Consider the following 17,892-nt stretch of genomic DNA (forward strand, 5'->3'; position numbering starts at 1 on the left):
TGGTCGCAGTGCAGCAGCATCGTGGTGCCGACACCGACCGCGCGGCCCTGCACGGCAGCGATCAGCGGCTTGGTGGCGGTGGCGATCGCGTGGAGGAAGCGCCCCACATTGCGCGAGCCTTCACCGCCGGCGGCAGCCACGGCGAATTCGCCGATATCATTGCCCGAGGTGAACAGGTCGCCTTCACCGCGGATCAGGATTGCCCGGACCTCGGCGTCGTGGTTCGACGCTTCGATCGAATCGGCAAGCGCCTTGTACATCGCATCGGTCAGCGCATTCTTCTTGTCCGGGCGGTTCATCACGAGCGTCAGCACGCCGTTCGATTGCTCGATCTGAATATGGTCGGTCACTTGCCGTTCTCCTTGGGAAATTTCTCGCGCACGGCGTCGAGCCAGCGCGCGACGATCGCGAGCTCCTGGTCGTCAAAGCCGTCGCAAAGCCGGTCATTCATCGTGCGCGCACCGCTGATCGCGTCCGTCCGCGCGGTCATGCCTTCGGGCGTCAGCATGATGATCCATGCCCGGCCATCGGCCGGGTCGGGGCGGCGTTCGATCAGGCCAGCGCGCGCGGTCCGATCGATCAGGCCTGACAAGGCCGGTGCCCCGAGGTCCAGCACCTGTCCGAGCTGCGCCATCGGCGTGCCCGTTTCGGGCGAGAGCGCCATCAACAGCCCTCCGCGCGCCGCGGTCGCGCCGTCACTTTCATCCTGAATCGCGGCCTGGACTCGCCGCTGGGCGATACTGAGCAGGTAGATGAACCGCTCGCGCCTGCCATTTTCGGCGCCGTCCTTCGCCTTGGTCATCGCTTTCACCGATTCTTCGTATGCGAACCATGTAGTTCGTATACGAAGTAAATCAAGTGACCCGATACATGGGAAAAGCCGGCAATCGGCGTGCCGACAAGGGCGATGTGCGCGTGATCCGTTCAGAAGATCCGGAAGAATGCGGATCAAACCGCGCCGGGCAATTGCGCCTTGGGAAAGCCGGTCCACACCTGATCATAATCTTCATCGAGCGTGCCGGTCTTCAGCGCGAAATCGGTCGCGCGGAAAACCCAGCGGCTTTCGATCATGAAGGCCATGGTGCCGTCGATCTTGTGCGGCTTGAGCTCCGCCTCGCTCGCGCCTTTCCAGCTCGCGACATCGGGGCCATGGCCGCTCATCTGGTTGTGCAGCGACAGCGCGCCGGGGACGAAGCCATCGGCTTTGGCATCGTACGCGCCGTGGATCAGGCCCATTGCTTCGCTCATCACGTTGCGGTGGAACCAGGGCGGGCGGAACGTGTCCTCGGCGACCATCCAGCGCGGGGGGAAGATCACGAAGTCGGCGTTGGCGGTGCCGGGCACGTCACTTGGCGAGGTCAGCACAGTGAAGATCGACGGGTCGGGATGGTCGAAGCCGACGCTGCCGATGGTGTTGAAGCGCGCCAGATCGTAGCGGCACGGCGCGTAATTGCCGTGCCAGGCGACGACGTCGAGCGGTGAGCGGCCAAGCTGAGTGGTCCACAGCGCGCCGAGGAATTTCTGCACCAGCTCGAAATCGCCTTCGCGGTCCTCATACCAGGCGGCAGGGATTTCGAAGTCGCGCGGATTGGCGAGGCCGTTCGAGCCGATCGGGCCGAGATCGGGCAGGCGGAAGGGTTGGCCGTGATTCTCCGCGACATAACCGCGCGCCTTGCCGTCGGGGAGCGTTACGCGAAAGCGTATGCCGCGCGGAATCAGCGCGACCTGGCCCGGCTTCACGTCGATCCGGCCGAGTTCGGTGAGCAAGGTGAGCGCGCCCATTTCCGGGAGGATGAGCAATTCGCCATCGCCGCTGACAAAGGCGCGGTCGACCATGTCCTTCGACGCGGCATAGAGATGCAGGGCGACGCCGGCCTGAGTCGCCGGGCCGTCGCCCGCGACGATCATCGTCGTCAGGCTGTCGAGCCAGTCGGCATCCTCAATGTCGGTCGGGCCCCAGCGCAGGCGGTTCGGCGCGAGCGGATCCTTGCTGAGGCCGGGGGCGAAACGCTTGGCGCCGGTATAGCGGGCAAAGGCGGGGTGTGCGGCGGACGGGCGCAGGCGATAGAGCCAGGAGCGGCGATTCTCGTGGCGCGGTGCGGTGAAGGCGGTGCCGCTGAGCTGTTCGGCGTAGAGGCCGAACGGCGGCTTTTGCGGCGAGTTGCGGCCGATGGGAAGGGCGCCGGGCACGGCTTCGGTGGCGAAGTGATTGCCGAATCCGGTTTGGTAGTCAGTCATCGCACGTCCTTGTTCCCCTCTCCCCCTGTGGGAGAGGGAGGGGCCCAAGCGAAGCTTGGGAGGGTGAGGGGGACTGCCGCTGATGCTTCACTCACTCCCCCTCATCCGGCCCTTCGGGCCACCTTCTCCCACAAGGGGGGAAGGATTTTAAGCGTCGACCTTCCCCGGCACCACACCACGGCGGATCTGGTCGAGCTCAATGCTCTCGAACAGCGCCTTGAAATTGCCCTCGCCAAAGCCGTCATTGCCCTTGCGCTGGATGATTTCGAAGAAGATCGGGCCGACCATATTCTCGGTGAAGATCTGCAGCAGCAGGCCGCCGCCGGTTTCCGGTGCGCCATCGATCAGGATGTCGCGCTTGCGCATTTCCTCGACGTCATGATTGTGGCCGGGCAGGCGCTTGTCGATCAGGTCGAAATAGGTCTGCGGCGTGGTCTGGAACTTGATGCCATTGGCGCGCAGCTTGTCGACCGTGCCGAAGATGTCGTCGGTCGCCAGCGCGAGATGCTGAATGCCTTCGCCCTTATAGTCCTTGATGAATTCCTCGATCTGCGAATGCTCGTCCTGGCTTTCGTTGAGCGGGATGCGGATCTTGTCGTCGGGCGCGGTCATCGCCTTGGAGAACAGGCCGGTCGCCTGGCCTTCAATGTCGAAATAGCGGATCTGGCGGAAATTGAAGATCGTCTCGTAATAATTGGCCCAATAATCCATCCGGCCGCGCTGCAGATTATGCGTCAGATGATCGAGCGTGTGCAGGCCGACCGCATGATCGTCCGCATTCGCGCCAGCGACCGGTTCGAAATCGGTGTCGTAGATCGTCTCGCCGCCGTGACGGTCGACGAGATAGAGATTGGCGCCGCCAATGCCTTCGATCGCGGGAATGTCGAGTTCGCCGGGGCCATGCTCGCCCTTCACGGGGCTCGCGCCGCGCTCGATCGCCAGCTTAAGTGCCTGATCCGCATCGGCGACGCGGAAGGCCATTGCGTTGGCCGAGGGGCCATGCGCGTTGCGGAACCCGGCGACCTGGCCGGCCTCATCCATGTTGAGCAGGAAATTGATGTCGCCCTGCGCGTAGCGGCGGACATTCTTCGACTTGTGCGTGCCGACATGAGTGAAGCCCATCTTCACGAACAGATCGGCCAGCGCTTCCGGATCGGGGCTGGTGAATTCGACGAACTCGAAGCCGTTCAGGCCCATGGGGTTCTCGGTCGCAGTCATGACGGTATCTCCGTGACGGGAAATTTGGTTACAGATGATACTATATCGGTTTGAGAAGGGCTCGTCTATCCCAATGCCGTCACCCCGGATGTGTTCCGGGGTCCACCGTGCTTCAGGCGCGTCATGTCGAGCGGAGATGTGGATGCCGGAACCGGCATGACGAACAGGGAAGGGTGCATTAGGAAACGACCATGCCGAAGCTCAAACTCGACGATTTCCTACCCTACCGCCTGTCGATCGCGTCGAACCGCGTGTCGTCGGCGATCGCCACCGCCTATCAGTCGCTGTTCGGGCTCAAGATTCCGGAATGGCGGTTGATCGCGGTCATTGCTGAAGGCGAGGGGATGACTCAGCAGGCGCTCGGGTCGGCGACGCGCATGGACAAGGTGACGGTCAGTCGTGCCGCGATCGCGCTCTATGATCGCGGCCTGGTGCAGCGGCGGCCCAATCCGGACGATCAGCGATCGCATCTGTTGTCGCTGACGGCGGCGGGCAAATCGCTGTACGACAGCGTCACGCCCAAGGCGCTGGCGCTGGAGAAGCAGGTCTTTGCCGGATTCTCGGCCGCCGAGATCGCGACGTTCCGCACATTGCTCGACCGGGTCGAGGCGTCGGCGGACAAGATCGATCCGGCTTAGAGCCAAACGGGGTTGATGCCCGGCCCCCGGCTGGCTTAAGCGGCAGAAGTCGCCCTCCCCAGGCTGTTGCACTCTTCCAAGGAGGACTAATGTCCAAGATGCTCGATCGTGCCGGTCTGTCGGTTGCCGAACCCCTGGTGCGGTTCGTCGAGGGTAAAGTGCTGCTGGGACTGCAGATTCATGCCAGCGACTGGTGGCGCGGCGTGGCGGATATCTTCGCCCGCTTCACGCCCGAGAATGTCGCGCTGCTGGCCAAACGCGAGTCGCTTCAGGCGCTGATCGACGCGCGCTATGCCGCGGGCGAGCCGGTCGACGAGGCGTATCTGCGTGAGATCGGCTATCTTGTGCCCGAACCCGCGCCCTTCACGATCGGCACGACGCATGTCGATGCCGAGGTTGCGACGATGGCGGGGCCGCAACTGGTGGTGCCGGTGCTCAATGCGCGCTTCGTGCTCAATGCCGCCAATGCGCGCTGGGGTAGCCTTTACGACGCATTCTACGGCACCGATACGTTGCCCGGCAGCGCGCGGCCCGGTGGCTATGATGCGGAGCGCGGCGCGCAGGTGATCGAGCGGGCCAAGGCGTTTCTCGATCAAGCCGTGCCGCTGGCGAACGGCAAATGGGACGAAGTGGCGTCGCTCAGCGTGGCGAACGGCGTCCTGATGGCGCGGGGCCTGCTGACCGGTCAGACGCCGGCGCTCAGCGACCCATCGGCCTTTGCCGGCTATCGCGGCGATCCGGCCAGTCCGTCGGCGCTGCTGCTGCGTCATCACGGCCTGCACATCGAAATCGTCATCGACCGCAGCCATCCGATCGGCAGCGAGGATCCTGCCGGCATTGCCGATGTGATTCTCGAATCCGCGCTGACCTCGATCGTCGATCTCGAGGATTCGGTCGCGGCGGTTGATGCCGACGACAAGGTGCTGGCCTATAGCAACTGGCTCGGCCTGATGCGCGGCGACCTGGAAGAAAGCTTCACCAAGGGCGACCGCACCGTCACGCGCAAGCTGGACGGCGACCGCAGCTATACCGCCCCCGATGGCGGCGCAGTGACGCTGCCCGGCCGCAGCCTGTTGTTCGTGCGCAATGTCGGTCACCTGATGACCACGCCGGCAATCCAGTTGGCGAATGGCAGCGAGGCGCCCGAGGGCATTCTCGATGCGATCATGACCAGCACGATCGCACTCTATGACCTGCGCGGCCTGGGCCGGTATCGCAACAGCCGTGCCGGCTCGGTCTATATCGTCAAGCCGAAGATGCACGGTCCCGAAGAAGCTGCGCTGACCAATATGCTGTTCGATGCGGTCGAGGATCTGCTGCAGATCGAGCGCCATACGCTGAAGGTCGGCGTGATGGATGAGGAGCGCCGCACCTCGGCCAATCTCGCTGCCTGTATCGCGGCGGTGAAGGACCGTATCGTGTTCATCAACACCGGCTTCCTCGACCGGACCGGCGACGAGATGCACACCGCGATGCGCGCCGGGCCGATGATCCCCAAGGCGGAGATGAAGGTGAGCGACTGGATCAAGGCCTATGAGGACCGCAATGTCCGTATCGGCCTGGCGCACGGCCTGAGCGGCAAGGCGCAGATCGGCAAGGGCATGTGGGCCGCGCCCGATCGCATGGCGGACATGATGGCGCAGAAGATCGGCCACCCGCTGTCGGGCGCCAACACCGCCTGGGTGCCGAGCCCGACCGCGGCGACGCTGCATGCGATGCATTATCACCAGGTCGATGTGTTCGCGCGGCAGAAGGAGATCGCCAGCGAGGCGATCCCCGGCCTCGCGCCATTGCTGACCGTGCCGGTCGCAGGCGGGCGCAACTGGACGCCCGAGGAAATCCGCACCGAGCTCGACAATAATGCGCAGGGTATTCTCGGCTATGTCGTGCGCTGGATCGACCAGGGTGTGGGCTGTTCGAAGGTGCCTGACATTCATGATATCGGCCTGATGGAAGATCGCGCCACCTTGCGGATCAGTTCGCAGCATATGGCCAACTGGCTGCTCCACGGCGTCGCGACCGAGGCGGATGTGGATGCCGCGTTCAAGCGCATGGCGGCGAAGGTCGATGCGCAGAATGCGAGCGACACGCTCTACCGCGCCATGTCGGGCAATGAAGCGACCAGCCTGGCCTATCAGGCAGCGCGTGCGCTGGTGTTCGAAGGCGTGAGCCAGCCAAGCGGTTATACCGAACCGTTGCTTCATGCCTATCGGGCCAAAGTGAAGGCCGCATAACGGGACGCTTGCCGGGTCATTAGGCGTCGAACGGTGGTGACGGCGTGCTGAATTGATGCGAAACCAAAGCGTGGCTCGGGCGTTGGCATGGGGGACGGGGGTGTGGCCGGAAAGGTTCCCCTTAGGGGAATAATCGGTTTGAACTTTCTGGCATTTTCCAGCACCTGGCTCGTTCTACCGGTTGCGTTGGCGGCGCAACAGACGCCGCCGGCCGCGCCCTCCGGTTCGCCCCGGACGCCTCCGGCGGTTGCCCAACCCGTCGATCCGGATGCCGAGAAGCCGATCGTCAGCGATCCCGATTTCGACAAGGCGCTGCCGCAGCTCAGCGACGACATCAACGCCCCGCTTGAGGCGATGCCGGCCGCGCCATCCGCGCAACCGGTTCCCGCCCAAACGCCGGCGATGGTATCGCCGGCCGATCCGGATGCGCTCGCCCCGCCGCCGGTGGAAGAGACCGAGCTGGCGCAGCCGCTGCCGGCGCTTGGCACGTTCGATTCGAACCCGCCGGTCGATGTCGCCGATACCGCCGACGACAAGACGGTGGTCATCCGGTATGACACGCAGGTCAAGGGTCTCGACGATCTCGACCTGACCGGGCAGTTCAACGCGCTGTCCGCGCTGAAGGAAGGCGGCGGCAAGGCTGCCAACGCGGCGATGGTTTCCGCGCGGGCACGCGAGGATGAGGCGCTTGCCGTGCGGCTGATGAAGTCGCGCGGCTATTATGACGGCACCGCAAGCTCGACGATCGAGAGCGTGCCGAACAACGGCAATGTCCGGGCGATCATCAGCGCGACGCCGGGCAAGCCCTACAAGCTCGGATCGATCGCGATCGAGGCCGGGCCGGTCACACCGCCCGACCTGCTGACCCGCGAACTGCCGCTGCGCATCGGCGACCCGATCGAGGCCGACCGGGTACAGGGGGCAGAGGCCAATCTCAGCCTGAAGCTGCCGCAGCAGGGCTATCCCTTCGTCACGCTGGGGCAGCGCGACATCTTGCTCGACGATGCGAACTGGACCGGCGCCTATACGCTGCCGGTCGATACCGGGCCGCGATCCTCGTTCGGTAGCTATTCGACCGAGGGCAAGCTGGCCTTTGATGCCGAGCATGTCGGCGTGCTGGCGCGCTTCAAGCCCGGGGAACTGTACGACAATCGCAAGGTCGATGATCTGCGCGACGCGCTGGTCGCGACCGGGCTGTTCTCGACCGTGTCGGTTGAGCCGGTGCGGACCGGCAAGCCCGGCCCCGACGGCACCGAGGCGGTCGACCTGCTGGTCCGGCAGCAAGCGGGGCCGCCGCGCTCGATCGGCGCGACGGCGGGTTATTCGACCGGCCAGGGTTTCCGCCTCGAAGGATCATTCACGCACCGGAATTTGTGGAAGCCCGAGGGCGCGCTGATCCTGTCGGCAGTCGCTGGCACGCAGGAACAAGGGCTGGGCGCAACCTTCCGCCGATCCAATGCCGGAAAACGCGACCGCACCGTGTCGCTGACCGCGTCGGCCAATCATTCCAACTATGACGCGTTCAATGCCTTTACCGGCACACTGGCGGGGCGGATCAGCTATGATTCGACGCCGATCTGGCAGAAGAAATTCACCTATGCTTACGGCTTCGAGCTGATCGGCACCAATGAGAGCGTCTATGATTTCTCGCGCCTCGAAAAGCGCCGCGCGACTTATGGCATTCTCGCACTGCCGGCCCAGGCGCAGTTCGACACGTCGGACGATTTGCTCAACCCGACCAAGGGCTATCGGCTCAAGCTGAGCCTCAGCCCCGAAACATCCGTGCGCGGTGGCGTGCGGCCCTATGCCCGGGTGTTGATCGAGGGCAGCATCTATCAGCATGTCAGCGACAGCATCGTGCTAGCCGGGCGGTTGCGCGCGGGGTCGATCCCCGGCGTCGATCGCGACGATCTCGCGCCGTCGCGGCGTTATTATGGCGGCGGCGGCGGGTCAGTGCGCGGCTATGGCTATCAGCGGCTCGGGCCGTTCGATCCCAATGGCGACCCGGTCGGCGGGCGCAGCCTCAACGAATTCTCGCTCGAGGCGCGCTACCGGTTCGGCAATTTCGGCATTGTGCCGTTCATCGATGGCGGCAACGCGTATGAAAGCGTGCTGCCCAAGGGGTCCGACCTGCGCTACGGCGCCGGTATCGGCGGGCGCTTCTACACCAATTTCGGACCGCTGCGGGTCGATGTCGCGACGCCGCTCAATCCAAGGCCGGGTGACGGCAAGGTCGCGCTGTACATCTCGATCGGTCAGGCATTCTGATGGCCGACGATACCGTGCCCGCTGAAACCATTGGCGCAGCTCGCCGTCCGCTATGGCTGTCGATCGTCAAATGGGTGGCGATCGGCCTGCTCGGTCTGATCGCAGTGCTGGCGCTGCTCGTGTTCGGGCTCAACACCAGCCCGGGGCGGCGGCTTGTCGCCAATTTCCTTGGCGGGTACACCACGGCGTCGGGCTTCAACATCAAGGTCGGGCGGATCGACGGTTCGATTTATGGCGCGATGATCCTGACCGATGTGCGGGTCAGCGATCCCAAGGGCGTGTTCCTGACCAGCCCGCGCATCGATGTCGACTGGCGGCCTTTCGCCTTTGCCAGCAACCATGTCGATGTGCGGTCGGCGACGACCAGGCTGGTCACCGTGCAGCGCAGCCCCGAACTGAAGCCCGGCGACCCCAATGCCCCGCTGCTGCCCGATCTCGACATCGATATCGGCCGGCTGAAGATCGACCGGCTGGTGCTGGCCAAGGCAGTCAGTGGAGCTGCGCATATCGTCAGCATCGACGGCGTCGCGCACATCGCCGACGCGCGCGCCCAGATCACCGCCAATGCCGTGGCGCTGACCGGGCAGGGGATTGCCGGAGGCGACCGGCTGGCGCTGAAGCTCGACGCGGTGCCCGCGCAGAACAAGCTCGATCTGGATGCGAAGGTCCAGGCGCCGGCTAGCGGTCTCGTCGCCAGTATGGCGGGCCTGACCGCGCCGCTCGACTTCACGCTCAGCGGTGCGGGAAGCTGGAAGGCGTGGACCGGCAAGGCGATCGGGACATTGGGCGGGCAGCCGTTCGCCAATCTCTCGCTCGCGGCGAATGACGGCACTTTCAAGATCCGGGGCACGGCGCAGCCGGCGCTTTATGTCGTGGGCTCTCCGGCACAGGCCGCGGCGCAGCCGGGTACCAAGGCGAAGCCCGTGCCGACGCCCGACAATCCGATCGCGCGCCTGACCGCGCCGATGGTCACGGTCGCGATCGACGCCGCGCTGAACGAGCGCCGTGTCGACACCAAGCTGGCGCTGTCGTCGAATGCGATCGCGGTGTGCGGTGCCGGGTTGATCGACCTGGCGCAGAGCCGGTTCGGCCAGTTCAGGCTCAATGCGCGGCTGCTGACGCCCGGCGCGATCCTGCCCAATCTCAACGGGCGCGACGTCGCGGCGGACCTGACGCTCGATGGGGCATTCGCCACGCCGACGGTGGCTTACGCGATCCGCGCCGCCTCGATCGGTTTCGGCGAAACGCGGGTCGAAAGCCTCATCGCCAATGGTCTCGCCAAGGTCGATGCCGAGCATATCCTTGTGCCCGTCAATGCGCGGGCGGCGCGGATCGTCGGGCTCAATGCTGCGGCGGGCGGGCTGCTCGACAATGTTGCGGTCAATGGCGATCTTGCGATTTCGGGCGCGAATATCCTGTCGGACAATCTGCGCATCCGATCGCGCAAGATCGACGCCACCGCGATCATCGCCGCCAACGTCTCGACCGGACGTTATACCGGCGCGATCAACGGGCGGGTGAACGATTACCGGCTTGAGAGCATCGGCATCATCAACCTGACCACCAATGCCAAGCTGGTCACCGCGCCGGGCGGCGGTTTCGGCATCGCCGGGCGGATCGTCGCGCGTACCTCGCAGATCTTCAATGAGGGCGCGCGCAGCTTTCTCGGCGGCAATGCCGTGGTGCGGACCGATATCGGCTATGATCCGAACGGAATCATCACGTTCCGCAATCTGCGGCTCAATGCGCCGGAATTCCGCATCACGGGCGGTTCGGGCCGATATGATCCGGCCGGCGGCATCCTGGTCAATGCCGATGGCTATTCGACGCAATATGGCCCGCTGTTCGCGCGCGTGTCGGGCACGACCACCAAGCCGGTCGTCCTGTTGCGTGCGCCGCGCCCGGGTGTCGGCATCGGCCTTGCCAATCTCGAAGCGCGTATCCGCGGCGACGGGACGACCTATGCCGTTATCGCCACCGGCGGGACCGATTATGGGCCTTTTTCCGCCGATGTGATCGTGCGCCCCGGCGCGGCGCTCGGCGTCGACATCCGCACCGCGCGCTTTGCCGGCATGAATATCACCGGCAAGCTGCAGCAGACGGCGGCTGGGCCATTCTCCGGACGCGTGCAGTTCGCCGGTTCCGGTATCACCGGCGCCGCGAATCTGGGGGCGACGGGCAAATATCAGCGCGCCGATATTGCCGCGCGCGCTTATGCCGCGACCATTCCCGGCACCGTCGACTTCACCATTGGCCGTGCGATCGTCGCCGCCAATGTCGTGCTGTACGACCAGCCGCAAGTGGTGGCCGATGTGCAGCTCGCCGACCTGCGTTATGGTCCGACCGTCCTGTCCTCGGCGCGCGCGAAGATCGATTATCGCAATGGCAGCGGCTCAGCGCGGGCAGTGGCGACCGGATCGAACGGCGTGCCCTTCACCATCGCAGTCAATTCGCGGCTCAGCCCCAATTTGTGGCTGGTTGCGGCGCAGGGCCGCGCCAATGGCATCGGGTTCAAGACCGGTACGCCGGCACGGATCCAGATCGAGAAGGGCAGCTATCGCCTGCTGCCGACGCGGCTCGATTTCGACAAGGGCTCGGCGCGGATTGCCGGGACCTATGGCAAGGGGCTGGCGATCCAGACGCGGCTCGACGCGCTCGACCTGTCGGTGGTCAACGCCCTAATCCCCAATCTCGGTATTGGCGGGTCAGCGACCGGCAGCCTCGATTTCACCCAGCCGACATCGTCGTCCTTCCCGCAAGCCGATCTGCGCGCGACGATCAAGGGTTTCACTCGCTCCAGCCTCGCGGCGGTGTCGGAGCCGGTCGATATCGTCCTTGCGGGCAAGCTGGTGCCCGAAGGCGGCGATTTCCGCGCCTTGATCAAGCGTGGAACGTCGACCGTCGGCCGCATGGTTGCGACGCTCAATCCCTTGCCGCCCGGCAGCGGCAGCTGGACCACTCGGCTGCTCGAGGCGCCGCTCGGCGGGGGCATCCGCTATAATGGCCCGGCCGGTGTACTCTTCTCGCTTGCGGCGCAGCCGGATCAGCAATTGTCGGGCCCGATCGCTGTCGCGGCCGATTTTTCTGGCCGTGCGCAGTCGCCGAGCCTGACCGGCGTGATCCGCGCCGACAAGCTGACCTACGAAAACGAGACATATGGGACGCGCCTGACCAACATGAAGCTCGCCGGCCGCTTCACCAACACGCGGCTCGACATCACTCAGCTTCAGGCGACTGCCGGCGACGGTAGTGTTTCCGCGCAAGGGTCGATTGGCTTTGCCGCCGATGAAGGCTTCCCGATCGATATTCGCGCAAAGCTCAGCAATGCCCGCCTTGCGCGCAGCGATGCGCTCGGCGCGACCGCGACCGGGGATATCATACTGACCAACAGCAAGGCCAATGGCGGGCTGATCCGCGGCACGCTGATCATCCCCGAGGCGCGCTATCAGGTCATCGTCCAGGGCCAGGCCGAAGTGCCCGAACTGACCGGCGTGCGGCGCAAGAGCGACCTGGTACGCCGGCCGACCGATCGCGCGGTGGCGGCGCCCGCCGGGCTGTTCAAACTCGACCTGCGCGTTCGCGGTGACAATAAGCTGTTCGTCTCCGGCATGGGCTTGGAATCCGAATGGAGCATGGACCTGCGCATCGGCGGTACTTCGGCGGCGCCGACCGTCAGCGGGCAGGCCAAGGTCGTGCGCGGTACCTATTCGTTCGCCGGCAAGCGCTTCGAGCTCGACAGCGGCACGATCACCTTTGCCGGCGGCCCGCTCGCCGACCCGCAGATCGCGATCACCGCAAGCACGACGACCAACGGCATCACCGTCGCGATCAACATTTCGGGCAGCGGGCAGGCACCACGCATCGCCTTCACCTCGACACCGTCGCTGCCGCAGGACGAAGTGCTCAGCCGCTTGCTGTTCGGCAGTTCGGTCACCAACCTGTCGGCGACCGAAGCGATCCAGCTCGCCGCCGCGCTCAATTCGCTGCGCGGGTCGGGCGGGGGGCTCAACCCGCTCGGCAAGCTGCGCTCGGCAACCGGGATCGACCGGCTGCGTATTCTCGGTGCCGACGAAGCGACCGGGCGAGGCACCGCGCTCGCCGCCGGACAATATATCTCGGACAATATCTATATCGAGATCATCACCGATGCGCGGGGCTTCACTGCGACCCAGTTGCAGGTCGCGCTGACCAAGAGCCTCAGCGTCCTGTCGCAGGCCGGGTCGTTCGGCGGGTCGAACGTCAGCATCAAATATTCGAAGGATTTTTGAGCGGCGCAGGAGGGGCGACGCCCTTCCGGGCACTATTTTGATCCCGTTCAGTAAACTCAGTCCTTTTCTGCAACCGAAAAATCGAATATCGGGTATTGCGGAGAGACGATATGACGACTGAACATTTCGACGTGATTGTGGTCGGTGCCGGAATTTCGGGTATTGGCGCCGGCTATCATCTGCAGACGCTGAGCCCGGATCGCAGCTATGTGATTCTCGAGGGGCGCCCGCAGCTTGGCGGCACTTGGGACCTGTTCCGCTATCCTGGCATCCGGTCCGATTCGGACATGTACACGCTTGGTTATTCCTTCCGTCCCTGGACCCAGGCGAAGGCGATCGCGGACGGGCCGTCGATCCTGAAATATGTCAACGATACCGCGCACGAAAACGGTATCGACCGCCACATCCGCTATAATCACCACGTCAAGACTGCGTCCTGGTCGACCGAGGATGCGTGCTGGACGGTCGTCTCCGACGGGCCGGACGGGCCGGTCCGGATTACCTGCAATTTCCTCTTCATGTGCAGCGGCTATTATAACTACGCCAAGGGCCACACGCCCGATTTCCCCGGCGCCGAGAGCTTTGCCGGCAATATCGTCCATCCGCAGCATTGGCCGCAGGATCTCGATTATTCGGGCAAGAAGGTCGTGGTAATCGGCAGCGGCGCGACGGCGGTGACGTTGGTGCCGGAAATGGCCAAGCGCGCCGCGCATGTCACGATGCTGCAGCGCTCGCCGACCTATGTCGTGTCGCGCCCGTCGGAGGACAGCATCGCCAACTGGCTGCGCTCCAAACTGCCGTCGAAACTGGCCTATGGAATCACGCGCTGGAAGAATGTGCTGTTCGGTATGTTCTTCTTCCGCCTGGCACGCCGCAAGCCGGAACGGGTGAAGGAGCGGATCATCGGCATGGTCCGCGACCATCTCGGCCCTGACTATGACGTCGCGAAGCATTTCACGCCGCGCTACAACCCCTGGGATCAGCGGCTCTGTCTCGTTCCCGATGCCGACCTGTTCGAATCGCTGAAGGCCGGAACATCCTCGATCGTCACCGACCGGATCGATGCGTTCACACCATCGGGGATCAAGCTCGAATCCGGCGAGGAGCTTGCCGCCGACGTCATCGTCACGGCCACCGGGCTCGAACTGCAACTGCTCAGCGATGTCGCATTCAGCGTCGACGGCGCGGCAGTCGATCTGTCGAAGACCTATAATTACAAGGGCATGATGTATAGCGACCTGCCCAATCTGGCATCGTCGTTCGGCTATACCAATGCCTCCTGGACACTGAAGGCCGACCTGACCTGCAGCTATGTCTGCCGCCTGCTCAACACCATGACCAAACGCGGCCTGCGCCAGGCGACACCGCGTATCTCAAGCGAAGCGATGCAGCCCGAGCCGTTCCTCGACTTCAGCTCCGGCTATGTCACCCGCGCGATGGAGAAATTTCCCAAGCAGGGCGATCGCAAGCCGTGGAAACTCTACCAGAATTATGCGCTCGATATTCTAACGCTGAAATTCGGCTCGGTCGACGCCGAGATGGAGTTTTCCAATCCCGTGCCGGCCCGGAAAAGCGCCGTGGACAAGCGCGAGGCCGTGCCGGCCTGATCACCGTTCGCCGCCCCCGGGCGTGAACGATTCCAGGGCATCGGGCGCGCAATGCTGTTTGCTGACACTAAAGAGCGTGCCGGTAATAGTCCGACAAGCGATGATATGTCCGATCCTGTGTGGTGGTTGAATCGCCGTCGGCGACAGCCCTGGCGACGAGTCTGAAGCGACAGCGGCGGAGATATGTTACACCGGTATGTGCCATATCTTCGCCGCCGATTTCGTCGAGATGGCATGTAATATCGTGATATATCAGAGACTAAATTGACTTCTGCTCGGATTAAACGCCGGCACCCTAGGCGGCCGGCTGGAGTGCCGCTAAGGCAGGTTCGATGACGCCAGCCGAGATCAATGCCGCCGCTACCGAGCATCTCGCCCGGCTGGTTGCGTTCGACACGACGTCGCGCGATTCGAACCTGGCGCTGATCGAATATGTCGAAGCGTGTCTGGGCGGGCTGGGCGTGGCGTCGCGTCGCGTCGCCAATCCCGAGGGCACCAAGGCCAATCTTTATGCCACGCTGGGGCCGTCGGTGCCGGGCGGGATCGTCCTGTCGGGGCATACCGATGTCGTGCCGGTCGATGGCCAGCCCTGGAGCAGCGACCCATTCACGCTGACCCGGCGCGGCGACCGGCTGCATGGCCGCGGCACCTGCGACATGAAGGGTTTTCTGGCGCTCGCACTGGCAACCGCGCCTGATTTCGTGCGCGAGGGCAATGCGCGGCCAGTACATTTCGCCTTTTCCTATGATGAGGAGATTGGCTGCCTCGGCGCGCCATCGATGATCCACGAGTTGGTGACCGAATTACCCCCGCCGGCCGCCGTGGTGGTCGGTGAACCGACCAATATGGAGGTGGTGAGCGGCCATAAGGGAATTTCGACCTGGCGCGTCACCGTGACCGGGCATGAAGCGCATTCCAGCCTGACGCATCTCGGCATCTCGGCGAACATGGTCGCGGTGGGTCTGATGAACCAGCTTGCCGGGATTGCCGACGCACTGGAACATCATGCCGATCCCGCGTCGCTCTATTGCCCCGGCCATGCGACACTGACGATCGGGCAGATCATCGGCGGCACGGCGGTCAATATCCTGGCGCGCGAATGCAATTTTGTCTTCGATTTGCGCGCACCCCCCGGTCAGGAGCCCGACGCGATCATCGCGCCCTTCATTGCCGAATGTATCCGGCAGGATGCGATCCTGAATGCTCGCTTCGAAGGGGCGGGGGTGAAGGTTGTGCGACGATCGAGCACGCCGTCCTTTGCACCTGAACCGGGCGGCGCCGCGGAGTTGCTGACCCGCCGCCTGGCTGGCGACAACGGTCCGGCGCGGGTGGTTTCCTACGCGGCCGAAGCGGGGCAGTTTCAACAGGCGGGATTCTCGGTCGTGATCTGCGGACCGGGCTCGATCGAGCAGGCGCATCAGCCCGACGAATATCTCGAAATCGCTCAGCTTGAGCGCGGCGCGGCGTTCATGGCGCGGCTACACGAGGCGGTCCGACGCTAAAAAGAGCGTCTACCAAATAATACGCTCAACTAAATTGGTGCCGGAATGGCGCTCGATATGCGCAAAATACGCAAATCGCGAATCAGGGCTCAGCTGTAAACGCCGACTTGTCGGACAAGTCGTGACGGCGCGGAAATTCGACGCGCCCGAAACTTAAAATATCGATCCGACCCTTGGCTAACCCACTCTAAAATGGCTAATTTTGCCAGGTATCGGACCGACCGACTGGCTTACCAGGGGCGAATCAGCTCGCCGTACACCAGCGCAAGAATGAACTTGAGCACACGCTTTCTCCCTTGTTGCACTCAGGTGAGTGCTTGTGATTATTAATGGTTTTTTAAGGATAAAGCAATCGGATTTCCGGGCTTTGCGGGGAGTCCGCGCGGCGTTTTAAGAGTTCCTTTAGCGTCTCATGATAGCTCCCGGGATGATGGCGCGCGCTTCCAGAGATTCGGGACCCGGTCCCCATGCTGTGCGATACGGATCGCAACTGCGTATTTCGGCGCCGTCGGTCGTGGCGCAAAACGCGCGGATTGAGCCGAGCGCCGACATTCAGGGCGGCATGGATGCGTTCCGCGCCGGACGGCGAATCTCGATCATCGGCAACGTCGAATTGTCCGACGGTCTTGGCCCGCGGCCGGTCAAGGCGTGGCAATTTCTGTGCCTGAGCGAAATTGCCAATTTCGCTGCGCTGCGCCGCCATCTCGGCCGCGGCCGCGCCGATCGGCTCGCCTTCGACATCTCCAGCCAGATCGCATCGATCCTGGGCGGCGTGCGCGTTTCGGTGGTCGGCCGCTCGATCGTCGAGTTTGGTTTCGAAGGCGATATGATCGCCGATCTGGAACGAGCACTTGCCAGCCTGTCCGAGATATTCGCCACGCCGGTCAACATCGATGGCGAGCCGCATGAGATCCGCATGCTGTTCGGTGCCGCCGCTGCCCCGGTCGGCGCGACCGAGGACGTTCGCCTGGCCGAAGAGACCGAAAGCGCACTCGATCAGGCGCGCGACGAGCAGGCAATTGTCATCCGCGACCTGTCGATGGGGACGCCGGCGTTTGACCGGCTCACGCTGACGCGTGAACTTGGCGCGGCGATCGCCAATGGCGAGATGTTCCTGCAGTATCAGCCCAAGGTCCATGTCCGCCGGCAGGAGATATCCAGCGCCGAGGCACTGGTGCGCTGGCAGCATCCGACCCGTGGCCTTGTGCTGCCCGGCGATTTCATCCCGCTCGCCGAGGAAATCGGCGAGATCGGGCCGTTGACGCTGTGGACGCTCGACAAGGTGATCGAGGATCAGCGAACATTGGCCATGGACGGGCATGACCTGACCATCTTCATCAATATTTCCGGCCAGTTGCTCGCCGATACGAGCTTTGTCGCGGCGGCCTGCGCGAAGGTTTGCGATAACGCCGCGAAGATCGGTTTCGAGATCACCGAGACATCGGTGATTCGCGACCCGCAAAGCGCGATCGCCAACCTCCAGACATTCGCCGATGTCGGTATTACCATCGCGATCGACGATTATGGCGCCGGCCTGTCCTCGCTCGCCTATTTGAAGCAGTTGCCGGCGCGCGAGTTGAAGATCGACAAGATGTTCGTGCTGCAGCTGACGAGCAGCAACCGTGACCCGTTGATCGTGCGTTCCACCATCGACCTGGCCCATGCGCTCGAGATGGAAGTCACTGCCGAAGGGGTCGAAACTCAGGCAGCAATGGCGCTTCTGACCGTGATGGGCTGCGATATGGTACAGGGCTATCTGATCAGCCGCCCGATCTCGATCGATGCGTTCCGCCAATTCCTGCGCGACGACAAGCTTCGTCCGGAGGAATATAGTGCCCCGTCGATGTTCAAGCGGCCGGCAAGCTTCTGGAAGAGCGGATAACACCGAATCGGTGCTTCTTTAGTCTGACCTTAAGCTA

General features: G+C 63.8%; 11 protein-coding genes. 7 read left to right on the top strand and 4 right to left on the bottom strand.

Going from position 1 to position 17,892, the window contains the following annotated elements:
- The 4 genes from ACRECS_RS23655 to hppD form a co-directional block, all read right to left on the bottom strand.
- Nucleotides 1–350, bottom strand: a 350-nt coding sequence (locus ACRECS_RS23655; protein WP_431585421.1) for an enoyl-CoA hydratase-related protein, incomplete at its 3' end; no start/stop codon positions are given.
- Nucleotides 347–802 carry a MarR family winged helix-turn-helix transcriptional regulator gene (locus ACRECS_RS23660; RefSeq protein WP_431585446.1) on the bottom strand — a complete coding sequence of 152 codons (456 nt, stop codon included), beginning with the start codon at nt 800–802 and terminating at the stop codon, nt 347–349. The genes ACRECS_RS23655 and ACRECS_RS23660, both read right to left, overlap by 4 nt.
- Nucleotides 803–948: 146 nt before the next feature.
- Nucleotides 949–2,238 (bottom strand): homogentisate 1,2-dioxygenase, encoded by a 1,290-nt coding sequence (gene hmgA / locus ACRECS_RS23665; protein WP_431585422.1) that lies wholly within the window; start codon nt 2,236–2,238, stop codon nt 949–951.
- Nucleotides 2,239–2,385: 147 nt separating this feature from the next.
- Nucleotides 2,386–3,456, bottom strand: a complete 1,071-nt coding sequence (gene hppD, locus ACRECS_RS23670) for a 4-hydroxyphenylpyruvate dioxygenase (RefSeq protein WP_431585423.1) — start codon at nt 3,454–3,456, stop codon at nt 2,386–2,388.
- A gap of 191 nt (nt 3,457–3,647) precedes the next feature.
- On the opposite strand from hppD, the gene ACRECS_RS23675 reads away from it, so the two are divergent.
- The 7 genes from ACRECS_RS23675 (at nt 3,648) to ACRECS_RS23705 (ending at nt 17,855) form a co-directional block, all read left to right on the top strand.
- Nucleotides 3,648–4,094 carry a MarR family winged helix-turn-helix transcriptional regulator gene (locus tag ACRECS_RS23675; protein ID WP_431585424.1) on the top strand — a complete coding sequence of 149 codons (447 nt, stop codon included), beginning with the start codon at nt 3,648–3,650 and terminating at the stop codon, nt 4,092–4,094.
- A gap of 89 nt (nt 4,095–4,183) precedes the next feature.
- A complete protein-coding gene (locus ACRECS_RS23680; RefSeq protein WP_431585425.1) occupies nt 4,184–6,328 on the top strand; it encodes a malate synthase G in 2,145 nt (714 codons plus the stop codon).
- A gap of 138 nt (nt 6,329–6,466) precedes the next feature.
- On the top strand, nt 6,467–8,596 hold the full coding sequence (locus ACRECS_RS23685) for a BamA/TamA family outer membrane protein (RefSeq protein WP_431585426.1): 2,130 nt from the start codon (nt 6,467–6,469) through the stop codon (nt 8,594–8,596).
- Nucleotides 8,596–12,864 (top strand): translocation/assembly module TamB domain-containing protein, encoded by a 4,269-nt coding sequence (locus ACRECS_RS23690; protein ID WP_431585427.1) that lies wholly within the window; start codon nt 8,596–8,598, stop codon nt 12,862–12,864. The genes ACRECS_RS23685 and ACRECS_RS23690 overlap by 1 nt, the downstream gene beginning before the upstream one ends.
- Nucleotides 12,865–12,974: 110 nt before the next feature.
- Complete coding sequence (locus ACRECS_RS23695; protein ID WP_431585428.1) at nt 12,975–14,471, top strand: flavin-containing monooxygenase; 1,497 nt, start codon at nt 12,975–12,977, stop codon at nt 14,469–14,471.
- 332 nt (nt 14,472–14,803) lie between these two features.
- Nucleotides 14,804–15,973, top strand: coding sequence for an acetylornithine deacetylase (argE, locus tag ACRECS_RS23700; RefSeq protein WP_431585429.1), 1,170 nt, complete (start codon nt 14,804–14,806; stop codon nt 15,971–15,973).
- Between the two features lie 514 nt (nt 15,974–16,487).
- Complete coding sequence (locus tag ACRECS_RS23705; RefSeq protein WP_431585430.1) at nt 16,488–17,855, top strand: EAL domain-containing protein; 1,368 nt, start codon at nt 16,488–16,490, stop codon at nt 17,853–17,855.
- The last annotated feature ends 37 nt before the right edge of the window (nt 17,856–17,892 follow it).

This window comes from Sphingomonas sp., assembly GCF_050725575.1.
GTDB lineage: Bacteria > Pseudomonadota > Alphaproteobacteria > Sphingomonadales > Sphingomonadaceae > Sphingomonas.